Origin of the sequence: Enterococcus sp. AZ170 (genome assembly GCF_050545135.1) — a bacterium.
Classification (GTDB): Bacteria; Bacillota; Bacilli; order Lactobacillales; family Enterococcaceae; genus Enterococcus_L; species Enterococcus_L ureilyticus.
Window position 1 is genome coordinate 2,703,915 of the sequence record NZ_CP172947.1, and the last position, 19,288, is coordinate 2,723,202.

The window sequence follows — 19,288 nt, forward strand, 5'->3', positions numbered from 1 at the left end:
TTGGCTCGCCCTTTGTTCTTATTGATTGTTTTATTAACCGACTTTTGTAATTTTGACTTGCATATCTCCACCTGGAGTTGCAATAGCGACTTGATCGTTTAATCGTTTACCAATTAATGCTTGTGCAATTGGTGAATCATTTGAAATTTTACCTGAAAAAGGATCTGCTTCTGCGCTACCTACGATAGTATATTCTTCTTCATCGCCATCAGGTAATTCAATAAATGTTACAGTTTTCCCAATCGAAACTTCATCAGAATCGACGCCATTATTATCAATGATTTGTGCAAAACGAATCATATTTTCTAATGTAGTGATTTTTCCTTCCACAAATGCTTGTTCATCTTTAGCAGACTCGTACTCAGAGTTTTCTGATAAATCACCGAAACTTCTTGCAATTTTTATACGTTCAACGATTTCTTTTCGCTTAACTGTTTTTAGTTCTTCTAATTCTTGTTCTAATTTTTCTTTTCCTTCAAGTGTCATCGGAAATACTTTTTCTACCATGTTAATTTCTCCTTCTTAACTTACTACAATGTTTTATTTTTATCTTCATTGAAAAATTCCGCTTTCAATCCACAAAAGAGTACCACGCTTTAAGCAAATTGTAAATAATATTCACTTAATTTTTATAAATCTGCTAAACTTTTTTTAACAGATGATTCTTAAAGTATTCCTTTTGGATCATAATCCACCTATTCTATAGTAAAGCGAAACGAGCCGCCTAAATAATAGGTTGGCTCGTAATATAATACGCAAATTTATAAGCTATTCACTTTTTTCAGTATCAGTATTGTTCACATATTTATCTACAAACTCTTGATGTTCTTCATACGTTTCAGCAAAATAAACATTTCCAGTTGAGATATCAGCAACAAAATAGAGATAATTATTTGGTGCTGGATTTAAGACAGCGTTGATTGCTTGTTCACTAGGGCTATTGAAAGGTCCTGGACCATACCCTGTATTTTTATAAAGATTGTAGGGTGAATCGACTTCTAAATCCTTATATGTGACTAATTCTTTGTGTTCACCTAGAGCATATAAAATCGAAATATCAGATTGTAACGGCATATTCGCTGCTACGCGATTAAAGAAAACTTGGGCAATTTTCTTGCGGTCTTCTTCTTTCACCCCTTCTTTTTCTACTAATGATGCTAATGTCAAGACTTGTTGGACTGTCATCCCTTTTGCATGGACCATTGGAATAAAGGGCTCCATCACACTATTAGACTTAGCGATCATTTGTTCAACAAACTCTTCTAACTTAGACTCTTTATAGTAGTCATAGGTTGCTGGGAATAAGTAGCCTTCCAAACGATAACGGACATCTTTTGCTTCAGCTGCGCTTGCCAATAATTCCGGATATTTTTCCTTCATCGAATCAAAAAATGCTTGGTCTTTCATCAATTCAATAAATTGATTTTTCTTAAAATCGGTATTTTTTTCGATTGCCTCTCCGATTTTCTCAATATCAAAGCCTTCTGGAATTGTGACTTTGCCATCGGCAAGCTGGGTTGGTTCAGCTGTTCCGCCTTCTCTTAAAAGTGCACCGATATCATCTAATGTCATATCTGGCGACATTTGATAGTATCCAGCCTGAAAATCAGTTAGATTTTTAAACTTTGCATAATAGTTAAAAACTAAGCCACTTTTAATCACTTTGCTTTCTTCTAAAATATTCGCGATTTTCTTATTGGATGAATCTTCTGGAATATGCACTTGAACTAATTTTGAATTCTTCTTGTCTAGCGGCTGTAGACCTGCATCAACATACTTATAGAACGTGAATCCAAAAATTGCGATCACCAATATCAACACAGAGGCAACAATCAATACAATTCGGCTGACGATTCGATCTTCTTTCTTTCTAGTACGTTTATTCGATTCTTCATTTTTAGGACCTTGATGCTTTTCCAGTTCTGGTTTTGCAGCAAAATCTGGTTGTTCATTTTGTTTTGCATGATGTTCTGCACTACGAGAACCTACTGAATATATTTCTTCTGATGGTGCTGATTCTTCCTGTTTATGAGACTGAACATGGTCTACTTGATTATATTCTGCTTCGTTATTGTGCGATAAGTTCTGAGCATTGTGTTCAGAAGAAGCTGAATCATCATTGCCTATTTCTTCTCCCCGCAAAGAACGCAAGACCTGATCTTTGAATGAAGACTTGGAATGATCTTGATTATTTTGGTTATCTTCTGCCAAAACAAATCCTCCTTACTTTCTTATGTATCTTCGTTAACTTTAACTATTATACATGAAAGCTTTTTAAATTTAAACTTTTTTAGAAAAAAGTCACCAACTTGTAAGATTTGCTTTTTCTCTCAAACGTTTAAAATAAGGCTAAGGACTTATGTCCCCAGCCTCTAAAACATGATTATTCAGCGCTAAGTGCCGCCATTGTAATATAGTTATAGGGTTGATTAAAGTGCGGCAAGAAGAAAATATCTAGTAATTTCAATTTATCGATCGTGACTTTTTCTTCGATTGCTAAGGAGAACATGTGAATTCCCATTGAGATATCTTCATAAGAAGCCATCTGAGCACCCACGATTCGACGAGACTCTTCTTCATATACGATTCTAATTTTTACGTTGTTGTTTTCTTTCATGAAGCCAGGTTTTTGTAAATCTTCAAATTCAGTATATTTTATTTTCAAGCCTAATTTTTCAGATTCTTGAACCGTTAATCCTGTAGAAACCATATGATAACCAAAAATTGAAATGCCGTTTGAGCCTTGAACACCGATGGATTCTAGTGGTGTCCCGCCAACATTATGTGCGGCAACGATTCCTGAACGAACAGCATTTGTCGCTAAAGCAATATACGTTGTTTGTTGTACAGCATTTGAGAAGATCGTTGAACAATCTCCTACTGCATAAACATCGGGATCACTTGTTTGTTGGTGTAGATCCACTAAGTAAGCACCATTAGCGAACAATTCCAAGTGGTCTTTCCCTAATCCGTTATTTGGCCTAAAACCAATTGCATTGATAACTAGATCGACAGCATATTCTCCTTTGTCTGTGACGATAGATTCAACTTTTTCAGTTCCTTTGTATTCTTTAGCTAATTCATTGTAATGAAGCTCGATGCCATTATCAGCTAGAACTTTATCCATATCATCTGTGAACCATTTGTCATAGTAGTTTGGTAGACATCTGTCCGCTGCATCGAATAGTAAAACTTTCTTACCACGCCGTTTCGCCGCTTCAGCAATCTCAACACCAATGTAGCCTGCGCCAATCACAGCAACTGTTTGAACTTCTTCTTTAGCCATAGCTGCATCCACAGTTTGACCGTCTTGGAAAAGTTTTAGAAATTCGACATTTTTCAGCTCTCTTCCAGGGATGTTAGGATTGATAGGTGCTGATCCTGTTGCTAAAATCAGTTTGTCATAGGTTTCTGTAAATTCTTCACCATTATGCTTTTTACAAAAAACGGTTTTTTGTTCAAAATCAATACGCTCTACTGTTGTTTCCATGTAAATTTTAGCACCTTTGGCTTCAAATGCTTCTTTGTTTGTATAAAATAAATTCTCGTAAGATTCAATTTGACGTCCTACCCATAGCGCTGTCCCACAACCTAAATAACTAAGGTTTGTATTGCGGTCGATCATTACGACTTCTTGATCTGGATACGTATCCAACAATGTGTTTGCAGCAGCAATTCCTGCATGATTGGCACCGACAATAACTGTTTTTGTTTTACTCATAAGACTCTCCTTCATGTGATTTATTGAACTTAATTATAACCGAAGAAAGGGTTTTCTTTTATCAATTTATAAGCATTTCATTAAAATATTTGAGAATACCTCATCATTTTCACCAAATAATAAAAAAAGGCTTATTGTTTTATAATAGTTGAATATGTTTCTTTCATGGATTGATTAGACTTTACCCAGATTATCAAAGGAGTAATGAATAATTTTAAAAAAGAGCGTTTTGAGAATCAAACAGTAGCATGTTACAGAAAAATTGCTTCTGTCATACTGTTCATTTAGTCTCATAACGCTCTTTTGTCATTAATTGTTTATAATTATTTTCTCAATCTCTTTAGGGGTTTCAACAATATAATCAGCACCTGCAAGTTCCAACTCAGCTTGGTCACCGAAGCCATACAACACACCAATACTAGTTAGTCTATTCTCTTTAGCCCCAATTATATCGTGACTGCGATCACCAACCATCAGTGTCTCTTCAAAGTGAGTAATTGCAGACTTCTTTAGTGCATACTGAATAACATCTCCTTTTCTTGACCGTCCGCCATCCAAACTTGCGCCATAAATTCCATCGAAATAACTGCTTAAATCAAAATGAGTCAAAATTTGTTTAGCATAAATCTCTGGTTTAGATGTTGCAATATAAAGAGTGCAGCCAGCAGCTTTCAAGTTAATCAATAATTCAGAAATTCCTGCATATACGTGATTTTCATAGATTCCCTGTTTTTGATAATAGTCACGATAATACTCCACTGCCAAGCTCGCTTTTAGGTCATCGAAATGATAGAGTCGTTTAAATGAATCAGTTAATGGCGGACCAATAAATGAATATAATTCTTTTTGATCAGGTATCTTTACCTTCATTTTTTTTAAGGCATAAACGACAGAGTGCATAATTCCTTCACCAGAGTCCGTGATCGTGCCATCCAAATCAAATAAAATCGTTTTATAGCTCATACCAGGCTCACTTTCTTTTGTTTATCGTTCATGAACATCTCCAGTGTTGATTATCGGCTGCGTTCCTTTATCTGTAATGATTGATACTAGCAGATTATTAATCAATTGAACTTTGCGATCGTCTGTGAAATTTATTTCCTGTCCATCTTCAATTTGTTCTAACGCCATTTGAGTCATAGATACCGCACCTTCAACAATGATTTGCCGCGCAGATAGAATGGCTTTGGCTTGTTGTCTTTGCAACATCGCACTTGCAATTTCAGTCGCATATGCAAGGTGGTTCAAACGGGTTTCGATCACTTCAACGCCAGCTGCTGCTAAGCGTTCTTGAAGTTCTTTTGCCATTTCTTCTGAAACTTCATTGGTATTGCCACGTAAAGTGAGGTCGTCTTCATTAAACGAATCATATGGATATTGTGTCGCAATGTGACGAATCGCAGTTTCACTTTGAATTTCTACAAAATCTTGATAACGATCAACGTCAAACAACGCTTTAGCTGTATCAACTACTTTAAATACCACCACAGCAGAAATTTCAACTGGGTTACCATCAGAATCATTTACTTTTAACAATGAACTATTGAAGTTGCGTACCTTTAACGAAACATTGATTTTTTGTGTTAATGGCGTTGTGACGAATAAACCATTATCCTTGATTGTGCCGAGATATTGTCCAAAAAATAAAATGGCTTTGGCTTGATTGGGACTAACGATCGTTAGCGAGCTTAAAAATAGCGCAGAAATCACCCATAACACCATACCGATCGTGATCATACTAAAGCGTTCATCTATTACCCCGATATACAGACAATAGCTACCAATCACAAGTAAAATAACCAATACTACCAATGCAATGTAGCCATTGACATGAAATGTTTTTTTCTCTTCCATTATTCTCCCTACCTTCTTTAACAGCTTCGTAATCTTATAGTACTCCTCTTTAATCTTTCTATCAATAGTTAGGAAAAGTAAAAAAGGTTGCTTATTTATTAGTTTAGATGTAAACTTACTTTTAGTAAGTTAAATAAAAATAATTATCAATTCGGAGGTTTTATATTATGAATACACAAATTCGCGGAATTCACCATGTTACAGCCATGACATCAAGTGCAGAAAAGATTTATCGTTTTTTCACTGATCTGCTAGGTTTACGACTGATCAAAAAAACTGTTAACCAAGACGATATTGAAACGTATCATTTATTTTTTGCAGATGACCTTGGTTCTGCCGGCACAGACATGACATTTTTTGATTTCCCTGGGATTCCCAAAGGAACTAAAGGAACCAACTCAATTTCTCGCACATCGTTCCGAGTAAAAAATGATGCTTCTTTAGATTACTGGGTCACCCGCTTTAACGAACATCAAATCGATCATGGCGAAATTCAAGAACGTTTCGGCAAGAAATATCTAGAATTTGAAGATTTTGATAATCAAAGATATCAATTGGTTTCAGATGAAAACAATCAAGGTGTTGCTAGTGGCACGGCATGGAAAAAAACAGATGTTCCTGCTGAGCATGCCTTAACTGGATTGGGACCTGTTTTTATAACCGTAGCAGATTTTGACCATATGCAACGTGTTTTAGTAGGCGTTTTAGGATTTAAGCTGATTGATGCCGAAGGTCGTTTCCATTTATTTGAAGTAGGAGAAGGTGGCAATGGCGCTAGTATTATCGTTGAACATCGTGATGATTTGCCTGATGCGCAAGAAGGCTTTGGTAATGTCCATCACTTAGCTCTTCGTGTTGCAGATCAAGAAGCTTTGCGCTTTTGGATCGATAAAATCAATCAGCTTCAATTCCCTAATTCCGGATTTGTTGAACGTTTCTACTTCAAATCTGATTATTTCAGAGCTGCTCCGCATATTTTATTTGAACTAGCAACTGATGGTCCTGGTTTCTTAGAAGATGAAACCTACGAGGCTGCAGGTGAAAAATTAGCTTTACCACCATTTTTAGAAGGAAAACGCAAAGAAATCGAAGAATTTGTACGTCCTTTTGATACTTCTGATGCAAATAAAGCACGTTAAAAACGATGGATCGGAGAAGAAAAATGCTGCATTACCCGACAAACAATTTATCAGCAAAACAAGCCTATAAATTTCTTTCTGGCAGTATCATTCCACGCCCAATCGCATGGGTCACAACATTGAATGATAAAACTCAAACGATCAACGCTGCTCCTTTCAGTTTTTTTAATGCTGCAGCTTCTGATATCCCATTAGTAACATTATCCATTATTAGAAGAAACGGCGAAATAAAAGACACCGCCCAAAATATTCTGGCGACTAAAGAACTTGTGATTCATTTAGTCAATGATCAAGTTGTCGCGTCGATGAATCAAACAGCTGCCTCTTTGAAGGCTGATCAGAGTGAAATCATTATCAACAAGATAGCAACGATACCAAGTAAATCAGTTGCTGTTCCTGGCATCAAAGCAGCACCGATTCGAATGGAAGCACGTCTCTACCAGTATGTTCCTATCAAAAATCACGAAGATCAAATTATTACTGATTTGTTTATTGTAGAAATAACAGATTTCTATTTTGATGAAGCGATTTTTGATAAAGAAACTGAATATATTTTACCTAAAGCCTTTAATCCAATTGCCCGTTTAGCTGGTAATACCTATGCTCATATCGACGGATTATTTGACTTGAAAAGACCAGATTAATAGAGGTTCGGACAGACGGTGAATCGATCCGAGATTCGTTCGAAATTTAAAGAACTGAGGGAAAACTCATAGAGTTATGCCTCAGTTCTTTTTTTATTTATTTACTTTTTTCTGGTCGCAAATCTACAATTGGAACATTACCGTCTAGGACTCCACTTGGACTTTTTAGCTTAAAGACTTGCAAACGTGGATCGATTTCCAGCGTCATTTTTTCATCTAGATAGCGTTTAGAGTAATCCTTGATATAGATTGCACCAATGTCTGAATCTAAAGTCAAACCAAAATCTGATTTATCTTGTAGTTGATCCAGTAGCAATAGACGAAAACTAGTATCGAGTGAACAAACACCCATTTTAGAATATTTGCCAACACCATCATCTAAATCCAAGACAATGATTGCCTTATCTTCAAGATAAGGCATCAATTTTACCTGTGCTTCCTCACTGACGTTTAAAAACATCTACTCTTCACTTCTTTCTTTTATTATAATACTAAGCCTAACACCTAACTATATTTTTTTCGAAAGATACGTGCTGAGCAATTGTTCAACACACTAAATGTGAATCCGCCGTTGATCGACTTGATAACTAATCTATTATTAGGTGTTTTACTATTAAGTTAGCCTTGGATACTGATCTGCTGCAAATTCTTTTGATCGTTCAACATAATGTTGCGCATTTTCTTTATTTTTCCGAAGCTCTTCTCTTGTTAAAGGGCGAATGACTTTGGCAGGTCGGCCAAACGCTAAAACATTCGCTGGAATTTCAGTACCTTCTGTGACTAAAGATCCTGCTCCGATTAAACTATTTTTCCCGATAGTTGCGCGATTTAAAATAGTTGAGCTCATGCCAATTAATGCGCCATCTTCTATTTTGCACCCATGGAGCACACAATGATGACCAATTGTGACATTCTCTCCAATAACGACTGGGGCATCCTGATCAACATGGATGACAGTGCTATCTTGAACATTACTTCCTGCATTAATCGTAATTGAATTATTGTCACCTCTTAGCACCGATTGAAACCAAATACTAGTATCTTTTGCTAGCCTCACGTCGCCATAAACGTCGGCGCTTGGCGCAATAAAATAATCATTTGTCATACATTTCACCTCTTCTTATTGACTATAAGTATAACAGATTTCTAACGTTTATTAGATCAGTTCGCTTTTTTGAATAGTCATTTAATGAAAAAAAGACACCCAAACTAGGTGTCTTCCTTGCTCATCTTTAATCATAATCGCCGTCTTCAGCAAATTGACTATTGTATAATTTTTCATAAAAGCCGCCTTGCTCTAATAGCTCATTATGCGTTCCTTTTTCGATGATCGCTCCTTGATTCATTACAAGAATCAAATCAGCTTCACGAATCGTTGACAAGCGATGAGCAATCACAAAACTTGTACGACCTTCCATCACACGCTCCATGGCTTTTTGAATCAGAGCTTCTAAACGCGTGTCAACAGAACTTGTTGCCTCATCTAAAATCAAGATTCTTGGATCAGAAATCACGGCTCTTGCAATGGTCAACAATTGTTTTTGTCCTAAAGAAACGTTATCTCCTTCAGAATTGATTTCCATCTCGTAGCCATCTGGCATTGTACGGATAAAATGGTCCACATTCGCCGTTTTGGCTGCATCCACCACTTCATAATCAGTCGCATCTAATTTACCAAAACGAATATTATCAGCGATCGTCCCTTCATATAACCAAGCATCTTGTAAAACCATGCCAAAGACTGAGCGAACATCACTACGATCCATTTTCTTCGTATCAATTCCGTCAATTTTGATTGCTCCATCACTGACATCGTAGAACCGCATCAATAGATTGATCAATGTTGTTTTCCCTGCGCCAGTTGGTCCAACAATTGCCACAGTTTGACCAGCTTTGACTTCAAAATTTAAGTTTCTGATCAACGGTTTTTTAGGATCATAACTAAAGCTAACATTATCAAACTGAACTGAACCATGAACTTTTTCTGGTAAAGGAATATCGTGCTCATTTAACTCTTCTTCTGGTTCATCTAAGATTTCAAAGACACGTGTCGTCGCAGCAGAAGCACTTTGAAGTGCAGCGGACAGCTGCGTAATATTCCCCATCGGTTGACTGATCTGCCAAATATATTGAATAAATGCTTGTAGCTGTCCAACGACAATAACTCCTGTGATCACATAATAACTCCCCAAGACAGCCATACCAATATAGGTACCATAAGCGGTCATTTGTACAAGAGGCAACATCAATCCAGAAATAAAAGTTGCTTTAAAGCCAAAGCTATTTAGGTTATGATTGACCTTTTTAAAACCATCTAACGTTTCTTTCTCACGTCCATAAAGCTTTAAGACACTAAACCCTGTCATATTCTCTTGCACATATCCATTTAGATTCCCAAGTGCATTTTGCATGCCTTGGAAATATTTCTGTGAAAACCCAACAATCGTTTTTGAAATAAACAACGACAATGGAATCATCACGATCGAAATCAATGCCATCAGCCAGTTGATATAAAACATCATTGCAATCGCCATTACGATCCCTAAAACAGCTGAAACAATATTAATAAAACTTTGCTGCATAGCATTACTTACTGCATCAACGTCATTAGTCACCCGAGACAAAATATTTCCTTGTTGATTTTTATCAAAATAAGAAACCGGCAAACGATTGATTTTTTCATCGATATCTCGTCGTAAATCACGCATGGAATGCTGCACGACTGCGGCCATAAGATAACCAGATAAAAATTGTGCCACACAATAACCGATCCCTACAATTAAAATCCAAATCAAACACTGGATGATATACGCATAATTTAGTCCTGTCCCTTCAGCCACATTCTTACTAATCTCGGTGATTGGAAGTCCAGAAACATAAGGTAGAGCCGCATTAAAAGCAACTGTTAAAACAGTAAAGATAATCACTAATATAAACGTTCCTTTATATGGATCGATATACTTACCTAAACGTCTAATGGAAGAAAGTGCGTTTTTCATGCTAATTCCTCCTCTGACAATTGAGAAGCGGCAATATCATAATAGATAGGACAATTCTCAAGTAATTCGCGGTGGGTACCGATACCAACAACATCGCCTTCGTTCAAGACTATGATTTTATCCGCATGCATAATTGTTCCAACACGTTGAGCAACGATCAAAACAGTTGATTCTGTTGTTTCCTTTTTCAAACGAGCTCGTAAATTCGCATCAGTTTGGTAATCTAGTGCTGAAAAGCTATCATCAAAAATATAAACTTCCGGGCGACGGATGACAGCTCTAGCAATCGCCAACCGTTGTTTTTGTCCACCAGAAAAGTTTGCTCCGCCTTCTGAAAGAAGCTCGTCATATCCTTCAGGCTTTTGTGAAATAAATTCCGTTGCCTGAGCAATATCCGCTGCTTGTTCCATCTCTTCAATCGTAGCATCTTCTTTACCATAACGCATATTTTCTGCAATCGTTCCAGTAAATAGCAACGCTTTTTGCGGAATATAACCGATTTTTTCACGTAAAGTACTTAGTTTATAGTCACGAACATCTACCCCGTCCAACAAAACTTGGCCTTCTGAAACATCATAGAAGCGAGGGATCAGTTGGATCAATGTTGATTTTCCGCTCCCTGTACTACCAATAAAAGCTACTGTTTCACCAGGAGATGCTGTAAAGCTGACATTTCGAATTACTGGGCTTTCTGAATGCCCTGGATAAGCAAATGTTACATTTTTAAATTCTAAATAGCCTTTTGTTTCTGTTTCAGTTATACCTGCTTCATTTTCACGAATCACAGGCTCCATATCAAAGGCTTCTTGAATTCGGCGAGCAGAAACGGCTGCACGAGGATACATCATGAAAACACTAGCAAATAACATAAATGAAAATAGTGCATGGAAAATGTATTCAATAAATGCTATCAAGTCACCCACTAATAAACTGCCTTGATCGATTTGGAGTGCCCCATTCCAGATAATCAATACCATCACGATATTAAAGAGGAAGAAGAAGCCTGGTTGAGCCGCTGCCATCAAGCGAAAAAGGCTCTTAGAGCTTTTAGTATACTCTTCATTGACTTTACTAAAGCGACTTTCTTCAAATTTCTCATTAACAAACGCACGGATTACTCTTAATCCAGAAAGATTCTCTCTTAAAATTCCGTTGATCCCATCTAAGTTTTTTTGCTGCTTGTTTGATAGAGGTTCTGATATCTTAGCAATTAATACCACTGCTGCCAAAAGAAATGGCAAGGCCCCTAAAACAAACCAACCTAAGGACGGACTCGTCCGCATGACCATGTATAAGCTGACAAAAAACATCATTGGTGTCATGAAACCGATTCGCAAAATATTCCCCATAAACAACATGATTTGATATGCATCATTGGTTGTTCTGGTGATCAATGATGATACACCGATCGTTTCATATTCACGATGGGAAAAAGTCTGTACTTTTTCAAATAAATCATCACGAATATCACGAACAATATTTGTTGTCATGCGTGCGCCAAAATAGCCCAACATAATATTCATTGCTACACCGACAACAGTGATTCCTATCATCAACAAACCTTGCTGCTTTACATAATTGTAATCATTGTTTTTGATCCCAACATCGATCATTCGTGCTAAAATCGTTGGTAAACCAAGTTCTATCAATATAAATCCAAACACACAAATGAAATCTAAAAATAATAATTTTTTATATCTCATCGTGTAACGCCACATCAATTTCAATCAATCATCTCCTATCCCAATTTTTAATCCAGTACTTCCACTATAGCATAAAACTAATAGTCAGGTAAATTATATTTAAATAAAAATCAGAGACTTTTCTTCAGAAGAATAAACTGGACAATTTTTACTATGTTATAATAGTAATTACTTTATTTTTTCCACCAATTATAGAATGAAAGTGATGGTTCAATTTAATGAAGAAAATACTTTATATGGCTTTAGGTTGTCTGACCTTCGGACTGGGAACATTAGGCATTTTCCTACCGATTTTACCCACAACGATTTTTTATATTTTGACTGCATTCTTTTGGATGCGCAGCTCTGACTTTTTGTATAGTAAATTTATTGAATCAACTTATTATAAAAAATACATTCAAGAATCAATCATAGAAAAGAAAATCACACCCTTTGGCCGAGTGAAATTATTTTCAACTTTGTTTGTGATCTTTGCGATTCCTTGTTTGCTCGTTCGTAATCTATTCATGACAACGACTTTAGCTATCGTTTTTTTAGCTCATCTGATTGGTTTAAATTTGTATTTTAATAAAAAGAAAATCACACCTTTAAAAGAAGCTAATAAATAATAAGGTTTTCGTTAAAGCGACAAGTCTGATTCTATACTTATTCATTGTTTTGTGATAAAATACCTTTAATTGTTGTACAACACAACACAAGGGACGGTTGAAAGAAAACAAGTTTCCATAAAACAAGTAATGTGGAGCAAAGTCGAGGCTTCATTTCATCATTAACTCCTGTTTCTGATGACAATTGTTTTAAAGGTGGATAACCACCTCGTTTTGTTGTGTTCAAAATTACAGTAAGAAAATATAAAAATAAATATCAACTGCTTTGGCAGATAAAGGAGAAAAAAATATGATTTATAAAGTTTATTATCAAGAAACAAAAACAAGAAACCCAAAAAGAGAAGATACGAAATCGATTTACGTTGAGTCAGAAAGCGATGTTATCGTTCGTCAACAAGTAGAAGAAAATACCCCATACAATATTGAATACATCCAAGCTCTTGATGAAAATCACTTGGCTTATGAAAAAGAACATGCGGAATTTTCTTTAACGGAGTTTTAACATGAAAGTAAATATAAAAAACAATGAAACCGGCGTTTTTGCAATAGGCGGTTTGGGCGAGATTGGGAAAAATACTTATGGGGTTCAATTTCAAGATGAGATTATCATTATTGATGCTGGGATCAAATTCCCAGAAGATGATTTGCTTGGGATCGACTATGTTATTCCTGATTATAGCTACATCGTTCAAAACCTGCACAAAGTAAAAGCCTTGGTTATCACCCATGGACACGAAGATCATATCGGAGGCGTTCCTTATTTATTGCGCCAAGCCAATATACCGATCTACGCTGGACCTTTAGCTTTAGCTCTGATTACAAACAAATTGGATGAACATGGTTTATTGCGAGATGCTGAGATGCATGAAATCAATGAAGATACTGTGATTCGTTTCCGCAAAACAGCAATCAGCTTTTTTAGAACGACTCATAGTATCCCTGACGCTTTAGGTGTGGTTGTGAAGACACCTTCTGGTAATATCGTTGCAACGGGCGATTTTAAGTTTGACTTTACACCAGTTGGTGAGCCAGCTAACTTGCATCGAATGGCAAAATTAGGTGAAGAAGGTGTTTTGTGTCTTCTTTCAGATAGTACAAATGCTGAAATTCCAACTTTTACCAAGTCAGAAAAAACGATTGGTTCTTCTATTTTAAAGATTTTTGAAAAAATCGAAGGTAGAATCATCTTTGCAAGTTTTGCTTCCAATATTTTCCGTCTACAACAAGCAGCGGATGCAGCTGTGGCAACGGGACGAAAAATTGCAGTATTTGGCCGTAGCATGGAAAATGCAATCGTTAACGGCGAGCAGCTTGGCTATATTAATGTACCTAAAGGAACGTTTGTTGATGCTAGTGAGCTGAACCAATTACCTGCTGGCGAAACAATGATTTTATGTACTGGCTCTCAAGGTGAACCGATGGCCGCTTTAAGCCGAATTGCTAACGGAACTCACCGCCAAATTTCAGTCCAACCGGGAGATACAGTCATCTTTTCAAGTTCACCGATCCCTGGAAATACAACAAGCGTTAACCGTCTGATCAACTTGCTTTCAGAAGCGGGTGCTGAAGTTATTCATGGAAAGATCAATAATATCCATACTTCTGGCCATGGTGGTCAAGAAGAACAAAAATTAATGTTGAGTTTAATGAAACCTAAATATTTTGTACCAGTTCACGGTGAGTTTAGAATGTTGAAAATCCATGCATCCTTAGCACAAGATGTCGGTGTTCCAGCAAACAATTGTTTCATCATGGAAAATGGTGATGTGTTAGCCTTAACTGCTGATGATGCTCGTATCGCTGGGCATTTCAATGCCAATGATGTCTATGTAGATGGTAACGGTGTTGGAGATATCGGTAATGTCGTCTTGCGTGACCGCCGAATTCTATCTGAAGAAGGTTTGGTTTTAGCAGTTGCTACAGTCGATATTAAAAATAAAGAAATTTTGGCTGGTCCAGATATTTTATCTCGCGGATTTGTCTATATGAGAGAATCAGGCGAAATGATTCATGAAGGACAGCGTTTATTATTCAATGCAATTCGTGAAGCTCTACGTGATGAAAATTGTACAGAAGCAAAATTATGTGATGCGATAACTGCTGCATTACAGCCGTTCTTGTTTGAAAAAACTGAACGTCATCCAATGATTTTACCAATGATCATGACATCTTAAAACTTAGCTAAAGTAAAAAAGCCTGAAACATAACTCAAAAAGTTATGTTTCAGGCTTTTAGTATCCGAATAAACAGTTGGGGTAGAAGCAACTTCTTCTGTCCCAACCTTTTACTTACTGATATTTTTTAACACAAACATTTGTAAATTTTTATTTCCAAGCTTTTCTCTTCCTTCATCGTAATATCTTCTAGTGCAATGAGACATTTTCTTGAGTATGTATAAGATCGAGTATTTGTCACACTGCGATTCTTTATTTAAAAATTTGCCTATTTCTTCTGCAGCTAATCTACTTCCCTTAATTTCACCAAGCTCTTGCTGCAATTTTCTTGCTTGGACAGTGTAACGTTGATTTTTTAATAGTTCGTTGACTTTTTCTTTGAATAGAACGTTGTTTTTTAATTGCTTTTGTTTCATTGAAAGAGCATTTCCATATTCAACGCAACAGCTAATATTATATTCCTGTTCTTTTTGTAAACCAATACCTAAAAAAGGTTTTCCTGATACGCAGGCAGTTTGTACCGTTCCTTCTCCACCATGAATAACAGAGGCTGTAACGGCTTGTTGTACTTCTCTTGCTGGCAACCAATCATAAAGATGAACATTTACTGGAAGTAATGCTATTTGTGTCTCCGTTAAATAACTTTTCATCGGACTGATCACTTCGACTGAAATACCCGCAAAACTTTGTAATAAGTCAACAATAAGTTGACGATTTGCTGAACTGCCCATACTGCAAAAGATTAATGTTTTTTCAGATGATCCCAGTAACGTTTTTAAACCTAATGGTATTTCTTTTTTTAAGTTCGCGAAAATGGGTCCAACATAAATAGAATTTTTTGGTAAGTCAGGGTTTCGAGTCAGGTTTACTGGCGTGGTGATGCAATTTAGATCTGCATCTAATGCAGCTAACGTATACTTGAATCTATGCTTCACATCATACTCTTTTACAAGTTTTTTGATACTTTTGGGCAGCCATCTTAGGTTTAAAAAGATTGATTGGACTGCTTTCCTGCAGTATTTAGTTGAATGTTTTAGAAATAATGGACTTCGTACATGAGCTTGAGTGTAAGCATACGGTTTTACATAAATCAATGGTGTCTCTTTGACACGAGCACTTATCAGTAAACTCATTGTAGAGCCAATTATGATCCCATCAGGTTTTAGTTCTTCGATCAATTGAATTTCATTTTCTATTCTTTCTTTTAACATACCGTATGAGAAAGGGAGCTTTATTGTTTTCATTTGATCAAATTTCATAATCATTTTAATCTGCTCTTCCGTAAGCTGAGGTGCTAATAATCGAAAAGAAAACCCCTCAGCTTCTATAAATGGTACAAATTTTGTACTATAGCCCATAAAAATACAATGCGCATTTTCCTGACACTCTTTTGCTACTTCGATCATTCTAGTCGTTTCAGCTAAATTGAATGTTTCAGGCGCAAATAATAATGTTTTCATTGAGTGTCTCCATTTGCTACAATCGTTTGGTAAATTTCTTCAATACAACAATCGATTTCGCTTTCCTCTTCGTTAGTGAAATTTATTATGTCTGGAATTTTATCAAATAGAGCGACCATTTGTTCATAGTAATCGATTTTATCTTGGAAAAGCTTCTTCTTGGCCGCTATTAATTGTTCTGTTTTTTCAATGCAAACACTCGTTGGGTCAATTTGCATTGTATTTAAGACTGTCTGCATTTCTTCAAGACTAAATTCACCATATTTCATAACTAATATGTATTTGATCATTAATAGATCACTTTCTTGGTATACTCGATAGCCATTTTCTTCTCTGCTTGGTTTTAGTAAGTCAACTTTGTCGTAATATCTTAATGTTGATTTTGGGATACTAAGTTTTTTCGCTACTTCTTTCACATTTTTTCCCATCATTTCACTCCTCTAATTTCTTTGCTAGTACTATAACATGAAACCAAACTTTAATGTCAATGGCAAAAAAAAGAGACTGTGGCATAACTCTACGAGTCATATCTCAGTCTCCAGGAATCTGACTAAATGGTGGGAGAAAAAAACAGGTCTATTCTTATGTTTCGAGGTTAAAGACTTCTGTCCCATCCTAGTTTTTGATGCGTATTACAAATTTTAAACTACATTATTCACGACTAAAACATTGGCTTTTGTGTGATTAACAACATAAGAAGTCGTTGAACCGACCATCAACCGTTCAAAACCATTCAATCCTGTTCTCCCGATTACAATTAGGTCTATCGGTTCTTTTGACTCTGTAAAATCAGCGATCAACGATTTTGGATAACCATACAGTACATATGTGAAAACTTGAGCTACTCCTTCTTCAAGGGCCTTTGCTTCTCGGTCTTTCATCTCTTCTTCTTCTTTTGTCCGAAGATCTTCCATCAGTGTTCCCATCGACATTGTCAGTTCGCCAAAGTAATTGCCCATCTCTTCAATGACAGATAAAATGTGTAATGCAGCACCGTTGCGCTTCGCAATTTTTATTGCTTCTTGAAATGCTTTATCTGCCTGATCCGAACCATCTACAGCGACTAAAATATTCTTATACGATTCTTCCATGATAAAAACCTCCTTCTCTCTTCATTGTACTACTTAAAACTGCTTTCAACAAAAAATACTGCTAAGTTAAAACTTTCCTCTTTACACATCAAACAAGTCATGTTATAGTAATCATGGAATTTCGTTATCAGATATCGTCGCCTTTCATTAAGAATCAAGAAAGGAGAATTATTATGACATTTGGTAATAAAGTATTAAAATATCGTGTAGCACTTGATACAGAGAAAAATTTGTTTATGGCTATCGATGCAAATAACCAAGCAAATATTGCTTATGGTATCACGATTACACAAGCAGTAAAAGAATTGAAAAAATCTATTTAAGGAGTTATCAACCTAAATGAGCGATTCAAGTTCTAATACGATTTAAAGGCATCCTGTGAATGGTAAATCACGGATGCCTTTTTTGTTTTCTTAAATTTCGCTTAGCCATTCCTCTTATTTTTTAGTGTGGAACATCATTTTGGATAATTAAGATAAATCATTATTAAGCTAACTGCTAACAATACAAAGCCAAATGCGCCTAGTGGAACCACCATACCATTCCACGCTTTTTTATTAGTAAAGGCTCGCCAACGATAGAGAATACTTGCTAACCCAAGAAATGCCCAAGATACAAAAAAGATCGCCAAAGAAAGATTTAACATATTTATCACCTCTTAATAAAGAGTTTACAACTTCTAAAAAAAAAAGATAGTAACAAAAATGTAAGGAAAACCTAAGTTGCTCATCCATCAAACGAATGAACCTTCTCTCCCTTCGTTCGACAAGTACTTTGTATCCTCAGCTCTGCAAGTAGTCGCTTTGATTTAAAATAAAAAAAACACTTAGCAAATTTGCTAAGTGTTTTGGAATGGATGAATTAGTTTTTTACAACGTTAACTGCTTGAGGTCCACGATCTGAATCTTCAACATCGAAGCTTACTGATTGACCTTCTTCGATTGTTTTGAATCCTTCTCCTTGGATAGCTGAGAAATGTACGAATACATCGCTACCATCTTCGCGAGAGATAAATCCAAATCCTTTTTCTGCGTTAAACCATTTTACTGTTCCTTGTTCCATTCTTTGTTCCTCCTCGTGCTTAAGCACTAAATATTGTAACATTGCCCGTGTACGATAGAGGGTTTTAAAATTAAAACTTCTATATTGTCCCAAACAAGATTACAGATATATTGTACATGTGAACCTTCATTTTTGCAAGAATTCTAGTCAGTCTACAGCAAAAAAATTTTCTTCTCTCATGCTGATGTAAACTTGCTCTCCAATGATGATATGATCCAATACTTCGATCCCCATCATTTTCCCACATTCCTGCATTCTTTGAGTAAAGTGTATATCACTTTCAGATGGTGTTGGATTACCACTTGGATGATTATGTGCGAGGATCAAACGCGCGGCTGAACATTTCACTGCGCTACGGAAAATTTCTCTCGGATGAGCTACTGACTGGTTCAAGGAACCTTTAAACACCGTCTCCTGCTTGATCACTTCATTTTTTGTATTCAAATATAAACAAACTAAATGTTCTTGCTGAAAATCTTGTAATTCATAGATTAAATTTTGAGCAATTTGATAACTAGACGACACCTTGCCAAATTTCAGTTGGGTACTTTGCTGAATTCGATACCCAAACTCAATAGCTGCTCTTAGTTCAATTGCCTTAATTCTACCAACCCCTTTGATTTCCATCATTTCAGTAAGTGTTGCATTTTTTAATTCATATAAATGATTGAAATAATTCAAGAAGTTTGAAGCCACTTCCATAACATTTATATTCTTTGAGCCCGTACGTAATAGAATGGCCAATAACTCTTGATTAGACAATGCCTTCTCTCCTACAACTTCCAAACGTTCACGAGGCAGACAATCTTCCGGCATTTCTCTAATAAATAGTT

General features: G+C 36.1%; 21 protein-coding genes. 6 read left to right on the plus strand and 15 right to left on the minus strand.

The window, feature by feature from the left end:
* Nucleotides 1–33 precede the first annotated feature (33 nt).
* The 5 genes from greA to IGJ55_RS13100 form a co-directional block, all read right to left on the minus strand.
* Complete coding sequence (greA, locus tag IGJ55_RS13080; RefSeq protein WP_207121093.1) at nucleotides 34–507, minus strand: transcription elongation factor GreA; 474 nt, start codon at nucleotides 505–507, stop codon at nucleotides 34–36.
* Between the two features lie 261 nt (nucleotides 508–768).
* Nucleotides 769–2,211: an endolytic transglycosylase MltG gene (mltG, locus tag IGJ55_RS13085; protein WP_430606615.1), complete on the minus strand. Its 1,443-nt coding sequence runs from the start codon at nucleotides 2,209–2,211 to the stop codon at nucleotides 769–771.
* Between the two features lie 172 nt (nucleotides 2,212–2,383).
* A complete protein-coding gene (gene nox, locus IGJ55_RS13090; RefSeq protein ID WP_430606616.1) occupies nucleotides 2,384–3,721 on the minus strand; it encodes a H2O-forming NADH oxidase in 1,338 nt (445 codons plus the stop codon).
* A gap of 309 nt (nucleotides 3,722–4,030) precedes the next feature.
* On the minus strand, nucleotides 4,031–4,684 hold the full coding sequence (locus IGJ55_RS13095) for an HAD family hydrolase (RefSeq protein WP_069639063.1): 654 nt from the start codon (nucleotides 4,682–4,684) through the stop codon (nucleotides 4,031–4,033).
* Between the two features lie 21 nt (nucleotides 4,685–4,705).
* Entirely contained in the window at nucleotides 4,706–5,575 is an 870-nt protein-coding gene (locus IGJ55_RS13100; RefSeq protein WP_430606617.1) for an SPFH domain-containing protein, read from the minus strand.
* Between the two features lie 167 nt (nucleotides 5,576–5,742).
* Here IGJ55_RS13100 and IGJ55_RS13105 point away from each other — a divergent pair, with 167 nt between their 5' ends.
* Together IGJ55_RS13105 and IGJ55_RS13110 are read left to right on the plus strand one after the other, a co-directional pair.
* Nucleotides 5,743–6,714, plus strand: coding sequence for a ring-cleaving dioxygenase (locus IGJ55_RS13105; RefSeq protein WP_207121090.1), 972 nt, complete (start codon nucleotides 5,743–5,745; stop codon nucleotides 6,712–6,714).
* Between the two features lie 23 nt (nucleotides 6,715–6,737).
* Nucleotides 6,738–7,358 carry a flavin reductase family protein gene (locus tag IGJ55_RS13110; protein ID WP_069639060.1) on the plus strand — a complete coding sequence of 207 codons (621 nt, stop codon included), beginning with the start codon at nucleotides 6,738–6,740 and terminating at the stop codon, nucleotides 7,356–7,358.
* 97 nt (nucleotides 7,359–7,455) lie between these two features.
* On the opposite strand, the gene IGJ55_RS13115 is transcribed toward IGJ55_RS13110, so the two are convergent.
* From IGJ55_RS13115 to IGJ55_RS13130, 4 genes are all read right to left on the minus strand, one after another.
* Nucleotides 7,456–7,818, minus strand: coding sequence for an iron-sulfur cluster biosynthesis family protein (locus IGJ55_RS13115; protein WP_069639059.1), 363 nt, complete (start codon nucleotides 7,816–7,818; stop codon nucleotides 7,456–7,458).
* Between the two features lie 153 nt (nucleotides 7,819–7,971).
* A complete protein-coding gene (locus tag IGJ55_RS13120) occupies nucleotides 7,972–8,463 on the minus strand; it encodes a gamma carbonic anhydrase family protein (protein WP_430606618.1) in 492 nt (163 codons plus the stop codon).
* Between the two features lie 127 nt (nucleotides 8,464–8,590).
* Entirely contained in the window at nucleotides 8,591–10,357 is a 1,767-nt protein-coding gene (gene efrB / locus IGJ55_RS13125) for a multidrug efflux ABC transporter subunit EfrB (protein ID WP_069639057.1), read from the minus strand.
* Nucleotides 10,354–12,084, minus strand: a complete 1,731-nt coding sequence (locus tag IGJ55_RS13130; protein ID WP_069639056.1) for an ABC transporter ATP-binding protein — start codon at nucleotides 12,082–12,084, stop codon at nucleotides 10,354–10,356. Before IGJ55_RS13130 ends, efrB begins: the two co-directional genes overlap by 4 nt.
* Before the next feature lie 194 nt (nucleotides 12,085–12,278).
* On the opposite strand from IGJ55_RS13130, the gene IGJ55_RS13135 reads away from it, so the two are divergent.
* The 3 genes from IGJ55_RS13135 (at nucleotide 12,279) to rnjA (ending at nucleotide 14,842) form a co-directional block, all read left to right on the plus strand.
* Entirely contained in the window at nucleotides 12,279–12,668 is a 390-nt protein-coding gene (locus IGJ55_RS13135) for a YbaN family protein (RefSeq protein WP_069639055.1), read from the plus strand.
* Nucleotides 12,669–12,957: 289 nt separating this feature from the next.
* Nucleotides 12,958–13,170, plus strand: coding sequence for a DNA-directed RNA polymerase subunit epsilon (locus IGJ55_RS13140; RefSeq protein WP_069639054.1), 213 nt, complete (start codon nucleotides 12,958–12,960; stop codon nucleotides 13,168–13,170).
* 1 nt (nucleotide 13,171) lies between these two features.
* A complete protein-coding gene (gene rnjA, locus IGJ55_RS13145; protein WP_069639053.1) occupies nucleotides 13,172–14,842 on the plus strand; it encodes a ribonuclease J1 in 1,671 nt (556 codons plus the stop codon).
* Nucleotides 14,843–14,952: 110 nt separating this feature from the next.
* Here the strand turns inward: rnjA and IGJ55_RS13150 are convergent, their stop codons facing one another.
* From IGJ55_RS13150 to IGJ55_RS13160, 3 genes are all read right to left on the minus strand, one after another.
* A complete protein-coding gene (locus tag IGJ55_RS13150; RefSeq protein ID WP_430606619.1) occupies nucleotides 14,953–16,302 on the minus strand; it encodes a glycosyltransferase in 1,350 nt (449 codons plus the stop codon).
* On the minus strand, nucleotides 16,299–16,733 hold the full coding sequence (locus IGJ55_RS13155) for a MerR family transcriptional regulator (RefSeq protein WP_083244290.1): 435 nt from the start codon (nucleotides 16,731–16,733) through the stop codon (nucleotides 16,299–16,301). Before IGJ55_RS13155 ends, IGJ55_RS13150 begins: the two co-directional genes overlap by 4 nt.
* Before the next feature lie 210 nt (nucleotides 16,734–16,943).
* Nucleotides 16,944–17,393 carry a universal stress protein gene (locus IGJ55_RS13160; protein WP_207121085.1) on the minus strand — a complete coding sequence of 150 codons (450 nt, stop codon included), beginning with the start codon at nucleotides 17,391–17,393 and terminating at the stop codon, nucleotides 16,944–16,946.
* A gap of 173 nt (nucleotides 17,394–17,566) precedes the next feature.
* On the opposite strand from IGJ55_RS13160, the gene IGJ55_RS13165 reads away from it, so the two are divergent.
* Complete coding sequence (locus IGJ55_RS13165) at nucleotides 17,567–17,716, plus strand: hypothetical protein (protein WP_167351501.1); 150 nt, start codon at nucleotides 17,567–17,569, stop codon at nucleotides 17,714–17,716.
* Between the two features lie 134 nt (nucleotides 17,717–17,850).
* On the opposite strand, the gene IGJ55_RS13170 is transcribed toward IGJ55_RS13165, so the two are convergent.
* The 3 genes from IGJ55_RS13170 to radC form a co-directional block, all read right to left on the minus strand.
* Nucleotides 17,851–18,039: a hypothetical protein gene (locus IGJ55_RS13170; RefSeq protein ID WP_069639049.1), complete on the minus strand. Its 189-nt coding sequence runs from the start codon at nucleotides 18,037–18,039 to the stop codon at nucleotides 17,851–17,853.
* 215 nt (nucleotides 18,040–18,254) lie between these two features.
* Nucleotides 18,255–18,455, minus strand: coding sequence for a cold-shock protein (locus tag IGJ55_RS13175; protein ID WP_010760372.1), 201 nt, complete (start codon nucleotides 18,453–18,455; stop codon nucleotides 18,255–18,257).
* Between the two features lie 147 nt (nucleotides 18,456–18,602).
* Nucleotides 18,603–19,271 (minus strand): RadC family protein, encoded by a 669-nt coding sequence (radC, locus tag IGJ55_RS13180; protein ID WP_069639110.1) that lies wholly within the window; start codon nucleotides 19,269–19,271, stop codon nucleotides 18,603–18,605.
* Between the last annotated feature and the right edge of the window lie 17 nt (nucleotides 19,272–19,288).